The 22,737-nt window shown below is 66.5% G+C and carries 18 protein-coding genes; 9 read left to right on the forward strand and 9 right to left on the reverse strand.

Features of this window, described 5'->3' with window-relative positions; genetic code table 11:
- Positions 1–11: 11 nt before the first annotated feature.
- The 3 genes from ACP7C5_RS11280 (at position 12) to ACP7C5_RS11290 (ending at position 2,877) form a co-directional block, all read left to right on the forward strand.
- Entirely contained in the window at positions 12–1,337 is a 1,326-nt protein-coding gene (locus tag ACP7C5_RS11280; protein ID WP_426264321.1) for a cystathionine gamma-synthase family protein, read from the forward strand.
- A 76-nt stretch (positions 1,338–1,413) separates the two neighbouring features.
- The gene (locus ACP7C5_RS11285; protein ID WP_426264322.1) at positions 1,414–1,818 is read left to right on the forward strand and encodes a DUF2147 domain-containing protein; all 405 of its coding nucleotides are present in this window, start codon (positions 1,414–1,416) and stop codon (positions 1,816–1,818) included.
- A gap of 39 nt (positions 1,819–1,857) precedes the next feature.
- Entirely contained in the window at positions 1,858–2,877 is a 1,020-nt protein-coding gene (locus ACP7C5_RS11290) for an adenosine deaminase (RefSeq protein WP_426264323.1), read from the forward strand.
- A gap of 9 nt (positions 2,878–2,886) precedes the next feature.
- Here ACP7C5_RS11290 and murA read toward each other — a convergent pair whose 3' ends face one another.
- Positions 2,887–4,170 (reverse strand): UDP-N-acetylglucosamine 1-carboxyvinyltransferase, encoded by a 1,284-nt coding sequence (murA, locus tag ACP7C5_RS11295; RefSeq protein ID WP_426264324.1) that lies wholly within the window; start codon positions 4,168–4,170, stop codon positions 2,887–2,889.
- 183 nt (positions 4,171–4,353) lie between these two features.
- Between murA and ACP7C5_RS11300 the strand changes: the two genes are divergently transcribed.
- Complete coding sequence (locus tag ACP7C5_RS11300; protein WP_133192163.1) at positions 4,354–5,049, forward strand: Crp/Fnr family transcriptional regulator; 696 nt, start codon at positions 4,354–4,356, stop codon at positions 5,047–5,049.
- Positions 5,050–5,062: 13 nt separating this feature from the next.
- Here the strand turns inward: ACP7C5_RS11300 and clpS are convergent, their stop codons facing one another.
- The 3 genes from clpS to ACP7C5_RS11315 all read right to left on the reverse strand — a co-directional run bounded on the left by clpS (position 5,063) and on the right by ACP7C5_RS11315 (position 8,178).
- Positions 5,063–5,398 carry an ATP-dependent Clp protease adapter ClpS gene (clpS, locus tag ACP7C5_RS11305; protein ID WP_133192162.1) on the reverse strand — a complete coding sequence of 112 codons (336 nt, stop codon included), beginning with the start codon at positions 5,396–5,398 and terminating at the stop codon, positions 5,063–5,065.
- A gap of 129 nt (positions 5,399–5,527) precedes the next feature.
- On the reverse strand, positions 5,528–6,319 hold the full coding sequence (locus ACP7C5_RS11310; protein WP_426264325.1) for a phasin family protein: 792 nt from the start codon (positions 6,317–6,319) through the stop codon (positions 5,528–5,530).
- A 125-nt stretch (positions 6,320–6,444) separates the two neighbouring features.
- Positions 6,445–8,178 (reverse strand): PHA/PHB synthase family protein, encoded by a 1,734-nt coding sequence (locus ACP7C5_RS11315; protein WP_426264326.1) that lies wholly within the window; start codon positions 8,176–8,178, stop codon positions 6,445–6,447.
- Positions 8,179–8,331: 153 nt separating this feature from the next.
- Here ACP7C5_RS11315 and ACP7C5_RS11320 point away from each other — a divergent pair, with 153 nt between their 5' ends.
- Genes ACP7C5_RS11320 through ACP7C5_RS11330 form a run of 3 tightly spaced genes read left to right on the forward strand, consistent with a single transcriptional unit; the run spans position 8,332 to position 10,756 of the window.
- A complete protein-coding gene (locus ACP7C5_RS11320; protein ID WP_133191531.1) occupies positions 8,332–9,537 on the forward strand; it encodes an LL-diaminopimelate aminotransferase in 1,206 nt (401 codons plus the stop codon).
- A gap of 11 nt (positions 9,538–9,548) precedes the next feature.
- Complete coding sequence (locus ACP7C5_RS11325) at positions 9,549–10,325, forward strand: sulfite exporter TauE/SafE family protein (RefSeq protein ID WP_133191530.1); 777 nt, start codon at positions 9,549–9,551, stop codon at positions 10,323–10,325.
- Positions 10,325–10,756, forward strand: coding sequence for an acyl-CoA thioesterase (locus ACP7C5_RS11330; RefSeq protein ID WP_133191529.1), 432 nt, complete (start codon positions 10,325–10,327; stop codon positions 10,754–10,756). Before ACP7C5_RS11325 ends, ACP7C5_RS11330 begins: the two co-directional genes overlap by 1 nt.
- On the opposite strand, the gene ACP7C5_RS11335 is transcribed toward ACP7C5_RS11330, so the two are convergent.
- Positions 10,746–11,483 carry a hypothetical protein gene (locus ACP7C5_RS11335; protein ID WP_426264327.1) on the reverse strand — a complete coding sequence of 246 codons (738 nt, stop codon included), beginning with the start codon at positions 11,481–11,483 and terminating at the stop codon, positions 10,746–10,748. The two genes, ACP7C5_RS11330 and ACP7C5_RS11335, sit on opposite strands and share 11 nt — an antisense overlap.
- Before the next feature lie 62 nt (positions 11,484–11,545).
- Positions 11,546–12,997: an ATP-binding protein gene (locus ACP7C5_RS11340; protein ID WP_133191527.1), complete on the reverse strand. Its 1,452-nt coding sequence runs from the start codon at positions 12,995–12,997 to the stop codon at positions 11,546–11,548.
- Between the two features lie 149 nt (positions 12,998–13,146).
- Between ACP7C5_RS11340 and ACP7C5_RS11345 the strand changes: the two genes are divergently transcribed.
- The gene (locus tag ACP7C5_RS11345) at positions 13,147–14,205 is read left to right on the forward strand and encodes a LacI family DNA-binding transcriptional regulator (protein WP_426264328.1); all 1,059 of its coding nucleotides are present in this window, start codon (positions 13,147–13,149) and stop codon (positions 14,203–14,205) included.
- A gap of 10 nt (positions 14,206–14,215) precedes the next feature.
- Here the strand turns inward: ACP7C5_RS11345 and ACP7C5_RS11350 are convergent, their stop codons facing one another.
- The 3 genes from ACP7C5_RS11350 to ACP7C5_RS11360 form a co-directional block, all read right to left on the reverse strand.
- Positions 14,216–16,714, reverse strand: a complete 2,499-nt coding sequence (locus ACP7C5_RS11350) for a glycoside hydrolase family 3 N-terminal domain-containing protein (RefSeq protein WP_426264329.1) — start codon at positions 16,712–16,714, stop codon at positions 14,216–14,218.
- Positions 16,715–16,807: 93 nt separating this feature from the next.
- Complete coding sequence (locus ACP7C5_RS11355) at positions 16,808–18,061, reverse strand: MFS transporter (RefSeq protein ID WP_426264330.1); 1,254 nt, start codon at positions 18,059–18,061, stop codon at positions 16,808–16,810.
- Entirely contained in the window at positions 18,061–19,071 is a 1,011-nt protein-coding gene (locus ACP7C5_RS11360) for a LacI family DNA-binding transcriptional regulator (RefSeq protein WP_426264331.1), read from the reverse strand. The genes ACP7C5_RS11355 and ACP7C5_RS11360 overlap by 1 nt, the downstream gene beginning before the upstream one ends.
- Before the next feature lie 366 nt (positions 19,072–19,437).
- Here ACP7C5_RS11360 and ACP7C5_RS11365 point away from each other — a divergent pair, with 366 nt between their 5' ends.
- A complete protein-coding gene (locus tag ACP7C5_RS11365; protein ID WP_426264332.1) occupies positions 19,438–22,650 on the forward strand; it encodes a TonB-dependent receptor in 3,213 nt (1,070 codons plus the stop codon).
- Positions 22,651–22,737 lie beyond the last annotated feature (87 nt).

Here is a 22,737-nt window from a genome sequence, read left to right on the forward strand (position 1 = left end):
GAGGACGCAGCATGGCCGACAAACTCGAAACCGAAGCCGATCTGACCGGCGTCGCCCCGCGCACGAAGCCCAAGCCGTCGATCGAGAAGATCGGCGACCGCAAGCTGAAGCCATCGACGCTGATGATGGGCCACGGCTATGACCCCGCGCTGTCGGAAGGCTCGCTCAAGCCCCCGATCTTCGCGACTTCGACCTACGTCTTCCCCAATGCGGCCGCGGGCAAGCGCCACTTCGAAGGCGTCACCGGAAAGCGCCCGGGCGGCTCAGAGGGCCTCGTCTATTCACGCTTCAACGGCCCCAACCAGGAGATCCTCGAGGATCGCCTCGGCGTGTGGGAAGAGGCCGAGGACGCGCTCGTCTTCTCGAGCGGCATGTCGGCGATCGCCACGCTGTTCCTGTCGATGGTCAAGCCCGGCGACACGATCGTCCATTCGGGCCCGCTCTATGCCGCGACCGAGACGCTCATCGCACGCATCCTCGGCCGCTTCGGCGTGAAGTGGCTCGATTTCCCGGCGGGCGCGACGCGTGGGGAGATCGACGCGGTGATGACCCAGGCGGCGACCGGCAACGTCGCGCTGATCTATCTCGAAAGCCCGGCCAATCCGACCAACGCCTTGGTCGATATCCAGGCGGTCGCCGCGAGCCGCGACGCGATCTTCACCGGCGACGCCAAGCCGCCGATCGCGATCGACAACACCTTCCTCGGGCCGCTGTGGCTCAAACCGCTCCAGCACGGCGCCGACATCGTCGTCTATTCGCTGACCAAATATGCCGGCGGGCACAGCGATCTCGTCGCGGGCGGCGTGCTCGGCTCGAAGGCGCACATCAACACGATCCGGCTGATGCGCAACACGATCGGCACGATCTGCGACCCCAACACCGCGTGGATGCTGATGCGCAGCCTCGAGACGCTCGAACTGCGGATGAGCCGCGCTGGCGAGAACGCCGTCAAGGTCTGCGGCTTCCTGCGCGGCCACCCCAAGGTCGAGCGCGTCGGCTATCTCGGCTTCCTCGCCGACAGCCCCGGCATGGAGCGCCAGGCCGACATCTACGCGCGCCACTGCACCGGCGCGGGCTCGACCTTCTCGCTCATCGTCAAGGGCGGCGAGAAGGAAGCGTTCGCGTTCCTCGATGCGCTGAAGATCGCCAAGCTCGCCGTGTCGCTCGGCGGCACCGAGACGCTCGCCTCACATCCGGCGGCGATGACGCATCTGTCGGTCGCCGACGAGCGCAAGCAAGCGCTCGGCATCACCGACAATCTGGTGCGCATCTCGATCGGGGTCGAGGATGCCGACGATCTCATCGCCGATTTCGCGCAGGCCCTCGACGCGATCTGACGCGTTCAACGGGGGGACAGGTCTGCGGCGCTACAGCGCCGCAGACCCCGCTTGTGAAAGGTGCGCGATGCGACCGATGATGATGACGCTGGCCGCAGCGATGCTGGCCTTGCTCCCCGAGGCGGTGCTCGCCGCGCCGCCGACGGGCACGCCGACGGGCATATGGACCAACCCGCAAAAGTCGGTCCGCGTCGTGTTCCAGAAGTGCGGCCGCGCGATGTGCGGCAAGATCGTCTGGGCGAGCCCCAAGGCGCAATCGGATGCCGAACGCGGTGGTGGCGGGCCGCTGGTCGGCACGATGCTGTTCAGCGATTTCGTCGAGCAGCGGCGCGGGCTGTGGAACGGTAGCGTGCTGATCCCCGACATCGGCCAGACCGTCACGGGGACGATCGAGCAGACCGGACCCGACACGCTCGTCGGCGAAGGCTGCCTGCTCGCCGGCTTCGGCTGCAAGCGCCAGACCTGGACGCGGACGCGCTGAACGCTTGCCGCGCAGCCGTGATCGGGCGATGACGGCGGGATGATTGATTCCGACTTCATCGCCGGCCTGCCCAAGGCCGAACTCCACCTCCATATCGAGGGCAGCCTCGAGCCCGAACTGATGTTCGCGCTCGCCAAGCGCAACGGCATCGCGATCCCGTTCGCCAGCATCGAAGACGTCCGCGCGGCCTACAATTTCTCGCGGCTGCAGGACTTTCTCGACATCTATTATGCCGGCGCCGACGTGCTGCGCGAGGCGCAGGATTTCCACGATCTCGCCGCCGCCTATTTCGATCGTGCGGCCGCCGACGGCGTCGTCCATGCCGAGATCATGTTCGATCCGCAGACGCACACCGCGCGCGGCGTCGCGTTCGAGACGGTGATCACCGGCCTGCTCTCGGCGATCGACGAAGCCAAGGCCAAGCACGGCATGTCGGTGCAGCTGATTCTGTCGTTCCTGCGGCATCTCGACGAAGCCGACGCGATCGCCACGCTCGATGCGGCACGGCCGTGGGTCGACCGGATCGCCGCGGTCGGGCTCGATTCGTCCGAACTCGGCCACCCGCCCGAGAAATTCGCGCGTGTCTTCGCGCAGGCGCGCGCGCTGGGGCTCAAGCTCGTCGCGCATGCCGGCGAGGAAGGCCCGCCCGAGTACGTCTATCAAGCGCTCGACCTCCTCGGCGTCGACCGGCTCGACCACGGCAATCGCAGCCTCGAGGATCCGCTGCTCGTCACGCGGCTCGCGCGCAGCGGCATGACGCTGACGGTGTGCCCGCTGTCGAACCTCAAGCTGTGCGTCGTAGACGACATGACCGCGCATCCGATCGACCGGATGCTGCGCGAGGGGCTTCGCGCGACGGTCAATTCGGACGATCCGGCCTATTTCGGCGGGTATATCGCGGACAATTACCGCGCGATCGCGGCGGCACGCGGCCTAGGCCGCGACGATCTCGTCACGCTTGCGCGCAACAGCTTCCTCGGCTCGTTCCTGCCCGACGCCGCCGTCACCGAGCATCTTGCCCGGCTCGACGCCTATGTCGCGCAGGCGCCCGCCGCATAGGCGCCGCGCTCAGCCTTCGCCGACACGCTCGATGTCGGCGCCGACTGCGCTCAGTTTCTCCTCGAGCCGCTCATAGCCGCGGTCGAGGTGATAGACCCGGCTGACTTGCGTCTCGCCGTCCGCCACGAGCCCGGCGATGATCAAGCTCATCGACGCGCGCAGATCGGTCGCCATCACTTGCGCGCCGGTCAGCTTGGGCACGCCGCGGACCACCGCGGTGCGGCCGTGGACTTCGATGTTCGCGCCCATCCGCGCGAGCTCGGGCACGTGCATGTAGCGATTCTCGAAGATCGTCTCGGTCAGCACGCTCGCGCCGTCGGCCATGCACAGCATCGCCATGAACTGCGCTTGCATGTCGGTCGCAAAGCCCGGGAACGGCGCGGTCGACAGCGTGAGCGGCTTGATCCCGCCCGAGGCCGAGACGAGCAGATTTTCGCCGCGCTCCTCGAGCATGACGCCCGCGTCGATCAGCGCGGCGGTCGTCGCGCGCATGTCGTCCATCTTGATGCCGACGAGTTCGACCGAACCCCCGGTGATCGCGGCAGCACACGCATAGCTGCCCGCCTCGATCCGGTCGGGCATCACGCGATAGGTCGCGCCGTGGAGCCGGTCGACGCCTTCGATCTCGAGCGTCTCGGTGCCAATCCCGCTGATCTTCGCGCCCATCGCGACGAGCAGATTGCACAGGTCGACGATCTCGGGCTCGCGCGCCGCATTCTCGATCCGGCTGCCACCCTTGGCGAGCACGGCCGCCATTACGACATTCTCGGTCGCGCCGACCGAGACGATCGGGAAGGTGTAGATGCCGCCCGACAGTCGCCCGCCCGGCGCGATCGCCTTGACGTAGCCCGCCGCCATCTCGAGCTGCGCGCCGATCGCCTCGAGCGCCTTGAGATGCAAGTCGATCGGGCGGTTGCCGATCGCACAGCCGCCCGGCAGCGACACCGTCGCCTCGCCCGCGCGCCCGATCAACGGGCCGAGCACGAGGATCGACGCGCGCATTTTCCGCACGATGTCGTACGGCGCCTCGGTCGCGGTGAGCTTGCCCGCGCGGATCGTCATCACGCGGCCGAAATCCTCGGGGCGCGCGCCCTCGATCCGCGTCGAGCAGCCAAGCTGGTTGAGCAGATGCCCGAAACTGTCGACATCGGCGAGCCGCGGCAAGTTGCGCAGCGTGACCGGCTCTTCGGTCAGCAATGCGCACGGCATCAGCGTCAACGCGGCGTTTTTCGCCCCGGAAATCGGAATGCGGCCAGAAAGGCGGTTGCCGCCACGAATGAGAATACGGTCCATGCCCTCGTTTATCGCCTCGCCTGAAAGGCGCAAGCAGGTTACACCGTGTTATAAAGGTGAAACACGCGTCTCGACCGGTTGATCGATTTTAATGCATTGTTTCTTGCGCGCTGCTTTGTGCACCTAATCAAGGGGGATTTTTCGCGCGTGCCAGGAAGTTACTTCGCCGACCGTTTGACCGGGATGGTCGTGTTAAGCGAAAACGAACGGCTCGCGCTGGCACGGTTGGAGGAGCGTGAGCGGCCAGTCCGCCGTGGCATGACGCTGCACCGCGAGCGCGATCGTACCGGCGACGTCTATATCCTGCGCAAGGGGACGATGATGAGCTCGGTGCTGCTCGACGATGGCAGCCGGCAGATTTTGCGCTTCCATTTCCCCGGCGACATGCTGGCGACCGCGAGCATGATCTATCGCGAGGCGCCCGAGACGATCACGGCGGTCTCCGAGTGTATCGTCGCCCCGTTCGAGCGATCGGCCTTCGCCGCGCTGTATACCGAGCATCCACGGCTCGCCGCGCTGATCATGGTCTATAATCAGATCGAGCGCGCGGCGCTGACCGACCGGCTGGCAGCGCTCGGTCGGACATCGGCCAAAGCGCGTGTCGCCGCGATCCTGATCGAGATGCGCAACCGCATGCAGACCGAGGTCGACGGCACGGCCAGCTTCGTGCTCGGCCTGACGCAGGAAGAGATTGGCGACGCGACCGGGCTCACCGCGGTCCATGTAAATCGCATGCTGCGCCAGCTCGAGGAGGAAGCGCTGATCGCGCGCGAAAGCGGGCGGATCAGCTTTCTCGACGAGCGCGCGATGCTGCGTACCGCGAATTACATCGACCGGTACGCCAAGCTCAATCTCGATTGGTTGCCGCCCGCGAACTGAGGCGCCGCCGGGCTCAGGCCTTTTCGAGCGTGCATTGCAGCGGGTGCTGGTTCTGCCGCGCAAAGTCCATCACTTGCGTCACCTTGGTCTCGGCGACTTCGTAGCTGAAGGTGCCGCAGACCCCGACGCCCTTTTGATGGACATGGAGCATCACGCGCGTCGCGGCTTCCATGTCCATGCGGAAATAGCGCTGCAGCACGAGCACGACGAATTCCATCGGCGTGTAATCGTCGTTGAGCAGCAGCACGCGGTACGGCGTGGGCTCCTTGGTCTTGGAACGCGTCCGGGTTGCGACCCCGGCGCCGGTGCCGTCCCCGTCATCGGTGCCATCGTCACGGCGTTCCGCCATCGAGATTCGGGTGCTGTCGATCATGTGTCGCCAAAATATGGCATTGCCGGGGGGAAGGGCAAGGGGCTCGGATACGAAAAGGGCGGCCCGTCGCCGGACCGCCCCCACTTATCGAAAGATCGCGCGTGCTTATGCGGCGACCTTGATCTTCTCGGCTGCCAGCGCGACGCGGTTCGAGATCGGCTGGGCGATCTCACCGGCGAGCTTGAGCATCGATTCGGTGTTCTTCGAGGTTTCGGCGACCATCGCGTCGAACGCGCTGCGCATGAAGTCGCTGTGGAGCTTGAGGAAGTCGGTCGGCGACTTGACGCTCGACAGCGTCTTCATCGCAGCCGTCGCGCTCTCGAGCTGCTTGCGGCCATATTCGGCGGCTTCCTGGCCCATCGTCTCGATGCCCTTGGCGGCGATCTTCGACGACTCGACGAGCGCCTCGATGTTGCCCTTCGAGAATTCGTTCATCTCTTCGATCATCTTCGAACCCTTTTCCATTGCGGTCTTGGTGCGATCGTTGACGTCGGCGAACATCGCCTGCGCACGGGCCTTGGTGGTGTCAGCGGCGGACTGTACGGTTTCCATGATCTTGGCTTCCTTCTGAGCGACGGCCGCCGCGGCTGCGACGACGGGGGTTGGGGCTGGCGTGGTAATGGGGGCAGACACCGGCAAGGCGGGCGCGAGCGCCTCGATCACCGGCTCGGGTGCTGCAACGGGCGCGACTGGCGCAACCGGCTCGACTGGCGAAGCCACGGCTGCAGGCGCGGTGGTCACTGATGCTGGCTTGGGTGCAGCGGCGGCGCGCTTCTTCGCAACAGGCTTTGCAGCGGCAAGAGCGGCGGGAACCGAGTCGGACGGCGCAGCAACCGCAGCGGCGATCGATGCGATCGAGGGCGGGGTCGCGGGGGACTTCGGGTCGTTGCTGGCCATGACGGGATTGCTCCTGCTCTATTGCTGCGCGGCAATATACGCCGGAAACACGCCACGAACAAGCGAAATGTTGCACTGCAACATAAGCGTAACGACTTGCCTTCGCAGGCGCTTCACCGCATCGATCAGCGCGCCCGGACGTAGCGTCCCGGCGCATCGTCGAGCACCGGCAGACCGCCCCCGCCCGGCTGACGCGCGCCCGTCGCGGCGACGCTGTCGGCACCGTGATCGCGCAGCCAGCCGAGCCAGTCGGGCCACCAGCTGCCCTTGGTCTCGACAGCACCCGCGATGAAGTCTGCCAAGGTAGTGACAGGCGCTGGATTGAGCCAATATTGGTATTTTCCCGCACTCGGCGGGTTCACCACGCCCGCGATATGCCCCGATCCCGCCAGCACGAACTTGCGCTCGCCGCGGAAATGCTCGGTCAGCACCCACACGCTCTCGGCCGGCGCGATATGGTCCTCGCGCCCCGCCTGGATATAGGCGGGCGTCTCGACTCGCCCGAGGTCGATCGGCACGCCGAGCGCGCTCAGTGCGCCCGGCTTGGCGAGCAGATTGTCGCGGTACAGATCGAGCAGATAGCGCATGTGCCACGTCGCCGGCAGGTTGGTCGTATCGCCGTTCCAGTGGAGCAGGTCGAAGGGCGCATAGTCCTTGCCGAGCAGATAATTGTTGGTGACGTAATTCCAGATCAGGTCGCGCCCGCGCAGCTGGTTGAACACCGACGCCATGTAGCGCCCGTCGAGAAACCCGTCGGGCGTCAGCGTCTTGAGCAAGGCGATCTGATCGTCGGCGACGAAGTGGAGCAGCTCGCCCGCCTTGGTGAAATCGACTTGCGCGGTGAAGAAGGTCGCGGTGCTGACCTTGTCCGCCTCGCCGCGTGCCGCGAGGATCGCCAGCGTCGCCGCAAGTGTCGTGCCCGCGACGCAATAGCCGATCGTGTGCACCGCAGGCACGTCGAGCCCGGTGCGGATCAAGTCGATCGCCTCGATCTGCGCGGCGATATAGTCGTCCCACGCCACGTCCTTCATGCTCGCATCGGCCGAGCGCCACGAGACGAGGAAGACGGTGATGCCTTGCTCGACCGCCCAGCGGATGAAGCTCTTCTCGGGCGTCAGGTCGAGGATGTAGAAGCGGTTGATCCATGGCGGGAAGATCACCAGCGGCGTCGACAGCACGCTTTCGGTCGTCGGCGTATATTGGATCAGCTCGTAGAGATCTGTGCGATGGACGACCTTACCCGGCGTCACCGCGAGATTGCGGCCGACCTCGAACGCGCTCGCATCGGTATGCGTCACTTGCCCCTTGGCGAGATCGGCGAGCATGTTCTGCAAGCCCTTGAGCAGATTCTGCCCGCCGGTCTCGAGCGTCTTCTCGAGCACTTCGGGATTGGTCGCGGGGAAGTTCGACGGGCTGACCGCATCAAGGAAGCCGCGCGCGGCAAAGCGCATTTGCTCGCGCTGCTTGTCGTCGACGCCCTGCACCGCCTCGACTTGCGCGAGCATCTGGTCCGAAAACAGGAAATAGCTCTGCCGGATCCAGTCGAACAGCGGGTTCTCGCGCCAGCGCGGATCCTTGAAGCGCTTGTCGCGCGCCTGTGCGGGGGTTTCGGCGACCGGCTCGGCTTGGCCGGGGATCAGCATGCGCTGCCACAGCGTCAGGCTCTCGCTCCAGAAATCGCGCGTCCGCGCGAGCGTCTCGGGATCGGTCAGACCGGGGATCGCTGGCAGGCCGGAGTCGCTCGCGCGCATCGCATCGAACCCTTGCTCGATCATCATCTGCTGCGCGCGGCCCAACAGCCAGGTCCAATGCTGCAGATCCGCCAGGCTCGGCATGGCGGGAGGGGGTATGTCGGCCATGGCATCCTCTACGCTTGACGCATCCGACCTTAGCCCGATCCGCCCTGCCAGCAACCCCGCTAACACCCTTGGGCGCAAAGCCGGGTGACGAAGCGCGCGCGAGACCGTAAGGTGTACGCGTAAGGAAATGTCTCCTCGAACCGGAATTCCGCAATGTCCGACGATTTCTACCGCATCAAGCGCCTGCCCCCGTACATCATCGCGGAAGTCAACGCGATGCGAGCGGAAGCGCGTGCGAGCGGCGAGGACATCATCGATCTCGGCATGGGCAATCCCGATCTGCCGCCGCCGCCGCACGTTATCGAAAAGCTGATCGAAGTCGCGCGCAAGCCCGACGCGCACGGCTATTCGCAGTCGAAGGGCATTCCCGGGCTGCGCAAGGCGCAAGCGAACTATTACGGCCGCCGCTTCGGCGTCGATGTCGATCCCGACACCGAAGTCGTCGTGACGATGGGGTCGAAGGAAGGCCTCGCCAGCCTCGCGACGGCGATCACCGCGCCCGGCGACGTCGTGCTCGCGCCCAACCCGTCCTACCCGATCCACACCTTCGGCTTCATCATTGCAGGCGCCACGATCCGCGCGGTGCCGACGACGCCCGACGACGCCTATTTCGATTCGCTCGAGCGCGCGATGGCCTTCACCGTCCCGCGCCCGTCGATCCTCGTCGTCAATTATCCGTCGAACCCGACGGCCGAAGCCGTCGACCTCGCTTTCTACGAGCGACTCGTCGCCTGGGCGAAGGAGAACAAGGTCTGGATCATCTCCGACCTCGCCTATTCCGAGCTCTATTTCGACGGCAAGCCGACGCCCTCGATCCTGCAAGTGCCCGGCGCCAAGGACATCGCGATCGAATTCACTTCGCTCAGCAAGACCTATTCGATGGCGGGCTGGCGGATTGGCTTCGCGGTCGGCAACAAGACGCTGATCGCGGCGATGAGCCGCGTGAAATCGTATCTCGATTACGGCGCCTTCACCCCGATCCAGGCCGCGGCGTGCGCCGCGCTCAACGGCCCGCAGGACATCGTCGCGACAAATCGCGAGCTCTATCACAAGCGCCGCGACGTGCTCGTCGACAGCTTCGGCCGCGCCGGGTGGGACATCCCCTCGCCGCGCGCGTCGATGTTCGCCTGGGCGCCGCTCCCGCCGGCGCTCGCGCACCTAGGTAGCCTTGAGTTCTCCAAACAATTGCTGACTCACGCACGCGTCGCGGTTGCCCCAGGGGTGGGCTATGGCGAGAATGGAGAAGGTTTCGTGCGCATCGCGATGGTCGAGAACGAGCAGCGGCTGCGCCAGGCCGCGCGCAACGTGAAGAAATATCTGCTGTCGATGGGCGTCAACACCCCCGCCAAGACCGGCTGACGCCTACGCCGATGCATATCAATCTGTTGTATTCGATGGCCGGCGTGCTCGTCGGCCTGGTCGTCGGGCTGACCGGCGTCGGCGGCGGCTCGCTGATGACGCCGCTGCTCGTGCTCGCCTTCGGTTTCCACCCGGCGACCGCGGTCGGCACCGATCTGCTCTATGCCTCGGCGACCAAGACCGTCGGCACCACGGTGCATGGCTGGCGCGGGACGGTCGACTGGACCGTCGTGCGCCGCCTCGCGACGGGGAGCGTCCCCGCCGCTTTGCTCACGCTCGTGATCCTGCATTATGCCGGCGAGCAATCGGCCAAGACGGGCCACGCGATCTCGGTCGCGCTCGGCATCACGCTGCTGGTGTCGGGTCTGGCGACGATCTTCCGCGCGCGGATCGTCGCGGCGCTCAGCCGGCGGCTCGGCGCCGTGCGGCCGCGGCGGCTTGCGCGGCTGACGGTGCTGCTCGGCGCGGTGCTCGGCGTGCTCGTTTCGCTGACGTCGGTCGGCGCGGGCGCGCTCGGCATGACCGCGCTGCTGATCCTCTACCCGCTGATGCCGGTCAACCGGCTGGTCGGCTCGGACATCGCGCATGCCGTGCCGTTGACGCTGCTCGGCGGAATCGGGCATTGGATCCTCGGGTCGGTCGACGGCGCGCTGCTCGTCTCGCTGCTGATCGGCTCGATCCCCGGGATCATCGTCGGTAGCCTGGTCGCGAGCCGCGTGTCGGATCGCTTCCTCACCCCCATCCTCGCCGCGGTGCTTGCCGCGGTCGGCCTGAAGTTGCTGTTCTGATGACCCGTCCCGACTTTGCCTTCTCGACCCGCTTCAAGGTCCGCTATGCCGAGATCGACGGCCAGAAGGTCGTCTTCAACTCGCGCTACCTCGAATATGCCGATGTCGCGGCGACCGATTACTGGGACTGGACCGGGATCGGCGCGGCGCTGGGCGAGGCGTGGACGCACACCGAATTCCACGTCCGCCACACCGCGATCGACTATCTGAAGCCGTTCGTGTGGGGCGACACGATCGAGGCATTCGTACGGATCGCGCGGATCGGCTCGTCGAGCCTGACGCAGCGCTTCGAGCTCTGCCATGCCGAGACTGGCGCGCTCCACACCACGATCGACATGACGATCGTCAACGTCCATCTGCCGACCGGCGCGGCGCAGCCGATCGCCGCCGACGTGCGCGCCTATCTCGAGGCGCTGCCCGCTACTTCTTGAACCCCGAGATCAGGTCGAAGCGGATCCGCACCCATGCGCCGATGACCGGCTTGCCGTTGACGCGCGGCGGCCGCACGCGGAACTGCCACGCCGCGAGCCGCAGCGCGCGCGCGAGACCACCGCCAGGCGGCGATTCGTCGAGCGAGCGGCAATTCTCGACATGATAATCGGGCGCGGTCTTGCACGCGATCATCGCCCAGCCGCCGTCGCCCTTCATATATTCCTGCATATAGGGCTTGAGCTCGGCATCGCTCGGCTCGCGATACCATTCGGCATTGTAGAGCGATCCGCCGCCCGGCCCCTGCCCCGGGCCGTACGCCGCGACGCTGTCCTTGCCCGTGCCCTCGCCGCTGCCCTCGCCCTTGGCCGAGGGGATCTTGCCGATATCCGACGCGGCGAAATCCTGGGGGCTGAGCTGGATCAGCTTCGACGGAAGCGGCGCCTTGGGCATCGGCGGGACGGTCGGCGGCGGCGGTGCGGCCGACGCGGTCGTCACGACTTTCTTCTGCTGCTGCTTGACCTTGGTCTTCGAGGCGGTCTTCTCGAGCGGCGGGCCGATCGGCCGAACGTCGAACGTGGTGAGCCTGGGCTGCTTCTCGACCTTGGTGAAAACGCCCGTGCCGAGCTGGAGCAGCAGCAATCCGACCAGCGCCTCGACCACGAGTGCGAGCACGATCCCGCGAACGCGGCGGCGATCCGACGTGGACTGATAGGAGGCGGATGCCATCGAGCGCCCCTAGGCCGCGCCGTCCCGCACTGCAACCGCTGGCGCACGACCTGAACGCTTTGTCATGCGGCGTCGGCTGCCGCGGTCGTCCAGCCAAGCGCGGGGATCGTCAGCGACCGCTTGCCCGACAGATCGACCCGCGTCACCAGCAGGTTACGCCCCTCGATATAGCCGATCACGCGCCGCGCGCGGCCGAGCGAGCTGGTGCCATAGGTATGCGCGATCTCCTCGTCGGTCGGTGCGGGGAGCCCCTCGCGCGCAGCCCGCGCGATCAGCAGGAAGCAGCCGAGCATCTCGTCGGGCAGATCATGCGCGATCGCGATCGCCTCGGCCCAGTCGCCCTCCAGCCCGTCGAAAATCCCGGCGCGCGCCGCCGCGAGCCGGCGCGAGAAGCCCGAGGAGGAGAGCGGCGCGGGATGCACCCCGACCATCCGGCAGCGCACCTGGAAATCCTGGTAGAGCACGGCGGCCGGACGCGTGCTCGAATCGCGATCCTCGACGATCGCGCGCAGCACGTCGGTCACGACGCGCGCGAGTTCCTCGGGATCGCGCTTGGGTACGTCGCGCGCGGGCTCGGACGTCGGCACGGTCTCGATCTGGTCGAGCACATATTCGGCCGGCGCCGCGCGCGGCGGGGGCGGCGGTGGGCGCACCGGCTCCTCCATCTCGGCGAAGAGGAATTGCCGCATATCGCTCGCCTGCGGCTGCGGCAACGGGGTCAGCACCGGCCCGCCGCCACGCGATCCGGTCTCGACCGAACCGACCTTGATCGCGATCGGCCGGCGACACACCGCCGGCCCGAGCGCGAGGAAGGTGCCGCGCGGTAGATCGCGGATCTGCTCGGCCTGGCGCCGCTCCATCCCGAGCAGATCGGCCGCACGCGCCATGTCGATGTCAAGGAAGGTCCGCCCCATCAGGAAGTTCGACGCTTCCGCCGCGACATTCTTGGCGAGCTTGGCGAGGCGCTGCGTCGCGATGATGCCAGCCAAGCCCCGCTTGCGCCCGCGGCACATAAGGTTGGTCATCGCGCCGAGCGACGCGCGGCGGACCTCTTCGGTCACTTCGGCGCCCATCGACGGTGCGAACACCTGCGCCTCATCGACCACGACGAGCGCGGGATACCAATGCTCGCGCGGCGCATCGAACAGCGCGCCGAGAAACGCCGCGGCGCAGCGCATCTGCCCCTCCATCTCGAGCCCCTCGAGATCGAGCACGACCGAGGTGCGATGCTCGCGGATCCGCTGGCCGAAGCGCGCGACCTCGGCGACCGAATAGTCAGCGGCGGCGATCGCGATATGGCCGTATTTCTCGCCGAGCGTGACGAAGTCGCCTTCGGGGTCGATGATGATCTGTTGCACTTGCCCCGCGCTGCGTTCGAGCAGCCGGCGCAGCAGATGCGACTTTCCCGAGCCCGAATTGCCCTGCACGAGCAACCGCGTCGCCAGCAATTCTTCGAGATCGATCGGAACGGAAGCGCCGCCCGCGTCGAGGCCCATATCGACCTGAAACGTCATCGGGAGCGCATGCCCGATTGCACGGGGTGGGGGCAAGCGCCATCGACATCGCACAGGCGCTTTGCACCCCCTTGTGTAAATGCCCACCTGTAACTGCGACTTGCCGCATGCCATCGCTCCGCCATAGGGTCGGCTCCGAAAGGACGCGCATGAAGGAACCCCGCAGCTCACGCCGCCAGCACAATGTCCCGACGGTCAGTGACGTCGCGGCGCGTGCCGGCGTTTCGCCGATGACGGTGTCGCGTGTGATCAACGACAAGGCCAGCGTGCGCCCGGCAACGCGCGAACGCGTCGAGGCAGCGATCGCCGCGCTCAATTATGCGCCTAACGCCGCCGCGCGGATGCTCGCGGGCGGCGAGGATGTGCGGATCGGCGTGCTCCACACCAATCCGAGCTTCTTCTATTTCAGCGAGTTCCTGATCGGCTGTCTCGACCAGGCGAGCCGCCAGACGGTCCAGATCCTGATCGAGAAATGCGAGACCGGCACCGAGATCGCCGCGATCGAGCATCTCACGCGCGGACGGATCGACGGTATTATCCTGCCGCCGCCGCTGTGCGATTCGGCGCTGGTGCTCGAGGCGTTGCACGAACGCGGCATCCCGGTGGTGGCGATTTCGACCGGGCGTGCGCCGGGCTGGGCGCTGTCGGTCAGCATCGACGATCGCCGCGCGGCCTATGACATGACACGGCATCTCGGCGATCTCGGCCACCGCCGGATCGGCTTCATCACCGGCGCGCCCAACCAGACCGCGAGCGCTGAGCGGCTCGAAGGCTATCGCGCGGCACTCGCCGATCTCGATCTGTCCATCATCGACGCGCTTATTGCCGATGGCCTGTTCACCTATCGCTCGGGGTTGGAAGCCGCCGAACGGCTGCTCGACCTGCCCGAGCCGCCGAGCGCGATCTTCGCGGCGAACGACGACATGGCCGCTGCCGCGATCGCGGTCGCGCATCGCCGTGGGCTCGACGTGCCGCGCGATCTCGCCGTCGTCGGCTTCGACGATTCGGCGCTCGCGACGACGATCTGGCCCGAACTCACCACGATCCGCCAGCCCGTCACCGACATGGCGCGGATGGCGGTCGAATTGCTCGTCGAGGCGCTGCGGCTCGACCGGAGCACGGCGCCGGGCGAGATTGCCGAGCCGCACGTCCGGATCGCCTATACGCTGATCCGCCGCGAATCGGACGCACCGCCGCGCGCTGCGTGAGGCGCGCGGATCACGGCTGACACGCCAGCACGTCGTCGGCGACCATCCCGAGCGAGACGCGCGCAAGGCTGATCTCGAGCGTCTGGCTGGTGCGCAGCACGAACGGCGCGTCGATCGCCTTGACGTCGGCACCCGTGCGCCCGTTGGTAGCGGCAAAGCATTTGAGCGGGATGCCGACGACGCGCCATCTCCCGACCGGCAGCGTGCCCGCCGGAAGCGGGCGTGACCCGCCGCAGCCCGTCCCGCAGGTCACACCGAGCGTGAGATCGCTGCCCTGCGGCGCGTCGAGCCGCATGGTCGCGAGCAGCATCACATCACCATTGCTTTCGCGCGACAGGTCGACGGGGTCGGAACTGCGCAGTTCGATCGCTTGCGGCGCACCCCCGGCGAGCGAGAAGTGCCGCGCGCCTTCCTGCACGCCGTAATCGATCGCGGTGACCTTGATCCGTCCCGCCAGTGCTTGGGCGGGGACGCTCGTGATCGCGGTCATGGCCGTCGCATCGCCGACGCGCAGCGACCAGCCCGGCGTCGCCACGCCGGCCTTGAGAAAGACGCCGTCGGTGCCCGGGTCGACCACGCCGGCATCCTCGGACAGCGGCTTCCACGCGGCGCGCCGCTCGCGCCCGGTCAAGCCGTAGCCGAACGAATAGAGCTTGGGGCCGCCGGGCTTGGCGGTCAGCGGCCAGTCGGCGGGGAGCTTGCCCGTGAACGGCGCGGCGGTGCCCGACGCCGCGAACAGCCGGTCGGCGACCCCTGCCCCTTCGCTCCCCGGGAGCCACGCGACGACGAAGCCGTCGGCCGCATTGAGCATCGGATTGACGAACAGCGGCCGCCCGGTGAGCATCACCGCGACGACCGGAATCCCCGCCGCCTTGAGCCGCTGCATCGTCGCCAGCGGTGCGCGCAATTCGGGGCGCAGCTGGAGCGACTTTATGTCGCCCTGGAATTCGGCATAGGGCGTCTCGCCAAACACCACGATCGCAGCGTCGGGCTTGCGCGTATACTTTCCGTCGGGTGCGAGTTCGGCCTGCCCGCCGCCAGCCTTGACCGCAGCGGCGATCCCGCCCCACAGCGTCGTCGCGCCGGGGAACATCGCATTGCTGAGCCCAGTGCCCTGCCAGCTGAGCGTCCAGCCGCCCGATTGCCGAGCGATGTCGTCGGCGCCGTCACCCGCCACCAGGATATTCGCGGACGGCTTGAGCGGGAGCACGCCGGTATTCTTGAGCAGCACGAGCGACTTGGCGACCGCCTCGCGCGCGATCGCACGGTGCGCGGGCGCGCCGAGCTGGCGCCAGTCGCCGGCAAGTGCGCGCGACGAGGGCTTGCCCGCCTCGAACAGCCCGAGCCGCAATTTCACGCGCAGGATCCGCGCGACGGCATCGTCGAGCCGCGCCATCGGCACCGTGCCGTCCTTCGCTTGCGCGAGCAGCGAGGCGTAGAGCCCGCGCCAGCTGTCGGGCGCCATGTACATGTCGACCCCGGCGTTGATCGCCTGCGGGCAATTGTCGAGGCTGCACCCGGCGATCTGCGCGTGCGCGTTCCAGTCAGTGACGACGAAGCCGCCAAAGTTCATCCGGCCCTTGAGCACATCGGTGACGAGCCCCTTGCTGCCGCCGATCTTCTGCCCCTGCCAGCTCGAAAAGCTCGTCATCACGGTGCCGACACCGGCCTCGAGCGCGGGGACATAGGGCTTGCCGTGGACGTCGCGCAGCTCGGTCTCGCTGATCCGCGCGTCGCCCTGGTCGTGGCCTTGGAAGGTCCCGCCATCGGCGATGAAATGCTTGGTGCTCGCGAGCACGTGCGGGCCGGCGAGGATCCGGCTGCCGTCGGGCCGCCCCTGCAAGCCGACGATCATCCGCCCAGCGTAACTGGCGACGAGATCGGGGTTCGACGAATAGCCCTCATAGGCGCGCCCCCAGCGATAATCCTGCGGCACGGTGATCGTCGGGGCGAAGGTCCATTCCTGCCCCGTCGTGCGGATCTCGACCGCAGTCGCGGCGCCGATCCGCTCGATCAGCGCGGGATCGCGCGTCGCGCCGAGCCCGATATTCTGCGGAAACAGCGTCGCACCGACGATATTGCTGTGGCCGTGGACCGCGTCGGTGCCCCACAGGATGGGGATGCCGTGCCCGCCCGCCGAACGATCGACCGACGCGGCATAGAATTGGTCGGCGAGTTCGAGCCATTTCGGAGCCGGCGCGAAATCGTCCTTGTTGGGCCCCGAATTGCCGCCGTTGAGCACCGAGCCGATATGATAGCGGCGGACTTCATCGGGGCTGATGCTGTCGATATCGGGCTGGAGGATCTGCCCGACCTTTTCCTCGACGCTCATGTGCGAAAGCAGCGTCGCGATCCGCGCTTCGTCGGCCGCGATCGGCGCGACCGGCCAGGCGACGCTCGGCCACACGGCGGGATGCACGACCGGGTCTGCCGCAGTCGGCGCAGCGATCGCCGCGCTCGCAGCGAGGCACGCACCGAGCGCGGTGCCCCAGGCAAATTCGCGTCTCATATCCCCTCCAGCTCCGCTTCAAATTCGATGGCGCACGCGTCGTCGGCGCGCGGCACTTGGCCGGATCGCATTGACAACGTTGACATTGCGCTGTCAAGCCGGTGTGCGCTCGTTTTCCGGCCCGACCGGGGGATAGAAGATCACTGCAAGCACCGTCAGCAGCGCGACCCCGGCGATCGCCACGAGCAGCGCGCCATTGGGCAGATACAGCGCGATTGCAATCGCTTGCGGGGCAAGCGCTTGCGCCAGTTTGCGCGCGATCGTCGCCATCGCATAGACGCGCACCGCATAGCCGCCATCGGTATCGGCCCGCTCGCACGCCGCGACGGTTGCGGGCACGAGCGACCAGAACATCACCGACATCCCCTGCCCTGCGATGATCGCCAGCGTGATGCACACCAGATCGGGCGCGACACCGCGCCCGACGAGCAGCAGCACGACCGCCACCATCAGCGCGACCGCCGCGATCCGCAACGTGGCGACTTGCCCGGAGCGCAGCGCGAGCCGCGCCCATAACGGCGCGGTCAGCAACAGCGACAGCGCGGGGACGAGCGCGACGTAATAGCCGAGCCGCCGCGCGCCGATCTGGTCGAACAGGAACAGCAGCGACTTGTTGATCAGCGTCATCGTCAGGCCGACGAGCAGGATCGTGACGATCAACCGCCGCAACGCCGCCGACCGGACGAGCAGCGCCACCATCGCCGCCACCGCACCGCCAAGCCGCCGCGGTGGCGCCGCGCGCGGCACGACGCGTTCGGTCGTGCCGAAGCTCGTCGCGAAGAAAGCTGGCATCGCGAGCCCGGCAAGGATCAGCGCGCCGAGCCGGAAATCGGCGCCGCCGCTGCGGTCCGCCGGGAGCAGCGCATAGGTCAATGCAGCGATCAGCCCGCCGAGCGCCGCGCCCTGCATCCGCGCGCCGGTCAGCTTGAGATGATCGGCAGGATCGGGCGAAAGCCGCGCGGTGAGCGCGCCGTAGGGGATGTTGCCGAGGCCGTAAGCAAAGCGCAGCGCGAGATAGGTGACGAGCGCATAGCCCGACACCCACGCCGCAGGCACTGGCGGCGGCGCGAAGGCCAGGCACAGCAACAGCACCGAGAGCGGACCGCCGATCGAGACCCAGGCGCGCAACGGGATCCGTGGTGCCAGCCGGTCCGCCACCGCGCCGATCAGCGGATCGGTCAACCAGTCGACCGCCGCCCCCGCCAGGAAGATCGCCGAGGCGACCGCGGGCGCGATGCCGAGGCCACGGATGTAGTAGAACAGCAGATACAGCTCGATCGACTGCCACACGAAGTTGAAGCCGAGATCGCCGACGCCGTAAAACCACGCTTCGAAGCGGCGCAGCATCAGGCGCGCGGCGTTGCGGCGGATTCGCGGATCATCAGCGTATGCGGGTGGACGATCCGCGCGATCGGCGCGCGATCCTCGAGCTGGGCGATCACCATCTCGGTCGCCGCCACCGCCATCTCGAACACCGGCTGGCGCACCGTCGTCAGCCGCGGCCAGGTGATCCGCGACACTTCCGAATCGTCGAACCCGACGACCGACAGATCGCCCGGGATCGACAGCCCGAACTCGCGCGCCGCCATCATCGCGCCGACCGCCATGTCGTCATTCTGCGAGAGGATCGCGGTCGGCCGATAGGGCCGCGCGAGGATGTGACGCGCCGCGGCGAGCCCGCTGTCGAAGGTGAACAAGCCAGGCTCGATCCGGTCGAACTTGAGTTCGAGCCCCGCCTGGTGGAACGCCTGGGTATAGCCGAGCATCCGCGCCTCGCTCGACGGATGCGTCGCATCGCCGCGGATGATGGCGATGTCGCGGTGGCCAAGGCCGATGACATACGCCGCGATCTCGCGCGCGGCGGCGACATCGTCGACCAGGTTGCTCGGCGCGGCGTCGATCATCCGCGTCGGCGCGATCCGCGCGCAGAAGATGCGCGCTTCGTGCAACTGCTTGAGGATCAGCGGATGGTCCGACGCCGGCGGCGCCAGCACCACCCCGTCGAGCGCGGCCGAACGCAGCAGACCCACGACTTCGCTCGCATTTTCCTGGACCGAGCGGATCGGGATCACCACCAGCCGATAGCGCTCGTTGGTCAGCCGCTCGAGCACGCCGCGTTGCAATTCAACGACATAGCTTGGGCTGGGGTTCTCATACACCAGCCCGATCATGTTCGATTTGCGCCGCACCAGCGCCTGGGCGAAGACATTGGGGTGGTAATCGAGCGTGTCGGCGGCCGCGCGGACGCGCTGCTGGACGTCCGCGCTGACATGCGGCTCGCCATTGAGCACGCGCGATACCGTCTTGGCCGACACACCGGCGAGCCGCCCTACGTCGACAATCGTTGTTCGCTTCATGCCATCCCGATCCAGAGGAGCGCGGAATAGACCAGATCGCCCGCCCTCACGCTAGAGGGTATGACTGCGTTGACAGAAGAAAGCGGACGGGATCCCTAGCGACAAAAGGGGAAGGCTGCCCGGTCGCCCACATTCGGGTCGAGGCGCGAAAGCGCTCAACAGACCATAATCTGCTTTAAGATGTACGTTTTCCTCGCATCTGCACACGATATTGGCGATGCGCGCCTCCCCGTCCCCGCCGGCGCAACTCGGAGATTCATCTTGACAACGTAGGACAAAAGGATAGCGCTATCCCAGCCGGTTCAGCAGGGGGTCGGCATGTCATCGGAGCGGCCAGATAAGGCCGCACACAGCAGGGAGGGGTCCATGAAGGCCTATCATCACGCGTCGGCCCAAGTGTGGTCGGCTTCGCTCATCGCGCTCGCCGCCGGACTCGCACTTCCACAGGCGGCCCAGGCGCAGGCAGCACCCGTTGCCGCGCAACAAGGCACGCCACAGGCCGATACAGCGCCCGGCACGCTCGCTCCCGAAAAGGGCGCTACCGCGACCAATGCAGTGCCCGAAACGACGAACCCCACCACGAACCCCGACGACATCGTCGTGACCGGCGTGCGCGCCTCGCTCGAACGCTCGATTTCGATCAAGCGCAATTCGACGGGCATCGTCGATGCGATCTCGGCCGAGGATATCGGCAAGTTCCCCGACACCAACCTGGCCGAATCGCTCCAGCGCATCACCGGCGTGTCGATCGACCGCGTCAACGGCCAGGGCGCGCAAGTCACCGTCCGCGGCTTCGGCCCGAGCTTCAACCTCGTCACCTTGAACGGCCGCACGCTCGCCTCGTCGTACGTCCAGACCGTCGGCGGCGACGAAAGCGCCGATGGCGCGGTTGGCGTGACGCGCTCGTTCGATTTCTCGAACCTCGCTTCGGAAGGCGTCAAGACGCTCGAAGTCTACAAGACCGGCCGCGCCGCGGTCCCCTCGGGCGGGATCGGCGCGACGATCAACGTCGTCACGCGCCGCCCGCTCGATTCGCGGACGTCGGGCTTCAACGGCAGCCTCGGCGGCAAGCTCAACTATGACACCAGCGCGAGCGACTGCGTCGATTGCGGATCGGTGGTGACCCCCGAAGTTACCGGACTCGCCAGCTGGTCGAACCCCGACCAGACCTTCGGCATCTCGCTGTTCGGCAGCTATCAGCAACGCCATTTCTCGACGGTGTCGGCAACGTCGAACGCGTGGAACATCAAGACGCTGTCCGAATTCCTCGATCCGGGCAACGGCTTCGTCAACGCCGCCACCAAGATCAACAACAAGCCGGGCGATCCCAAGCAATTGGTCTCGGTGCCGAACGACAGCCGCTATCATTTCTCCGACAACAAGTATGAGCGGCTCAACGGCCAGGCGATCGTCCAGTTCAAGCCGACCGACTCGCTGACGATCACCGCCGATGCGCTCTACGCGCGCACGCTGCAGAGCGAGCAGCGCTCGGATGAATCGAACTGGTTCAACCGCCCGTTCGACGTCGTCACCTTCGACAGCAACAAGGCGGTCGCGACGACGACCTATCTCCACGAGACGATCGCCGGCGTGAAGGACACCGGCTTCGAGCAGCAGGCGCGCGCGCAGAAGAACCAGCTCGAGGATTACGGCCTCAACGCCAAATGGGACATCGCCCCCAATCTGACGCTGTCGATCGACGGACATTACGGCAAATCGTCGGTGTTGCCGAACAACCCCAACGGCACCAGCTCGACCCTGGTCGGTCTCGGCGCGACAGTCATCTCCGCGCATTCGGTCGATTATAGCGGGCTGATCCCGGTGCAGGACATCGTCGTCAACGATTCCACGCTCCCCGGCGGCAACCATAACGGCATCCTCGACGTCAACGACGTCGGCTCGTCGATCGCGCGCACGTACTCCACGAGCCAGAAGCAGAAGGTCAAGGAACTCCGCGCCGACCTCGGCTGGGATCTGGGCGGCGGGAGCCGGTTCGACTTTGGCGGCCTGTATCGCGACAGCGACACCAACCAGCAGCTCGTGTCGACGCAGCAGACGCTGGGCAATTGGAGCGTCGATTTCCCTGGCGACGTCCAGAAGCTTGCGCCGGGCGTGCTCCAGCAATTCTGCCTGCTGTGCAAGTTCAGCAGCTATGACCCCAAGGCGAGCGGCGCGAACCTGATCGCGTTCCGCGGCGATACACTGAAGCTCTACAATGCGCTGTCGCCGGCCTATGCCAAGACGGGCAACGCGATCTCGATCACCGCCAACCAGAACAATTCGGTCAAGGAAACGATCTACGCGGGTTATGCGCAAGTCACCTGGAAGGGCGACATTGCGGGCCACGAAGCAAGCCTCGTCGCAGGTGGCCGCTACGAGCACACCAAGGACGTCGCGACCTCGCTTCAGGCGGTTCCGACGCAGATCGCCTGGGTTGCCGACAACGACTTCACGATCACCGTCGGATCGACCCCGCAACCGCTGGTGGCGATCGGATCGTACGACAACATCCTGCCGTCGTTCGATTTCCAGGTCGAACTCAAGCGCAACTTGATCGGTCGCTTCTCGGCGAGCCGGACGATCGCACGCCCGAATTACGACAACCTCTTCTCCTCGACGAGCGTGTTCGCGCCAGGGCGGCCGACGGCGATCGGCGGCGTCGCCACCGCCAACACCGGCAACACCAACCTGGCGCCGCTGATTTCGGACAATATCGATCTGTCGTTCGAATATTACTTCAAGCCCGACAGCTATGTCTCGGCGGGCTTCTTCGACAAGCGTGTGCACAATTTCATCGGCACCGGCCTGTCGAACGGCAGCCTGTTCGGCCTGCGCGACCCAAGTTCGGGTGCTGCGGGGACGACGTCGGGGGCGGCAAAGGCCGCGCTCAGCGCACTCGGCGCCGATATCAGCGACGTCAACCTGTTCACCTACTCGGCGCTGCTCCAACGCGACGGTGCCGCGGCCGCGGCAAGCCAGTTCAACGCGCATTACAGCGCGGTGACCAAGACGGTCGACCAGGCGTTCGTCAACCAGATCCTCTCGGCGGTCGACATCAACGGCACCGCGGCGGATCCGCTCTACAACTTCACGATCTCGCGCCCGATCAACAACAAGGACGCCGAGATCTACGGCTTCGAGATCGCCGGCCAGTATTTCTTCGGGCGCACCGGCATCGGCGTCTCAGCGAGTTTTACCTATGTGAAGGGCGATGTCGGCTTCAACAATGGCGGCGATCCGAACATCGATCAGTTCGCGCTGACCGGGCTGTCGAACACCGCAAACGCCACGCTGATCTACGACAAGAACGGTATTTCGGCGCGGCTGAGCTACAATTGGCGCGACAAGTTCCTCTCGTCGCTCAATCGCGACAGCTACAAGAACCCGGTCTACACCAAGCCGTTCGGTCAGCTCGACATGAACATCAGCTATGATCTCAACAAGAAGATCGCGCTGTCGCTCGAGGCGATCAATCTGACCAATTCGAGCCTGCGCACCTATGGCCGGTCGGAAAACAACGTCTGGTTCGCACAGGAGCTGCAACGCCGCTTCCTGTTCGGCGCGCGCTATCGCTTCTAGCGCGTGAAGCCTGACCGGACGATGCTTGAGGGGGGAGCATCGTCCGGACAGTGCACGATACGACGCGATTTGTCGGCGCCGTGCTTG

This window comes from Sphingomonas sp. PWP1-2 (genome assembly GCF_049898305.1).
Classification (GTDB): domain Bacteria; phylum Pseudomonadota; class Alphaproteobacteria; order Sphingomonadales; family Sphingomonadaceae; genus Sphingomonas; species Sphingomonas glacialis.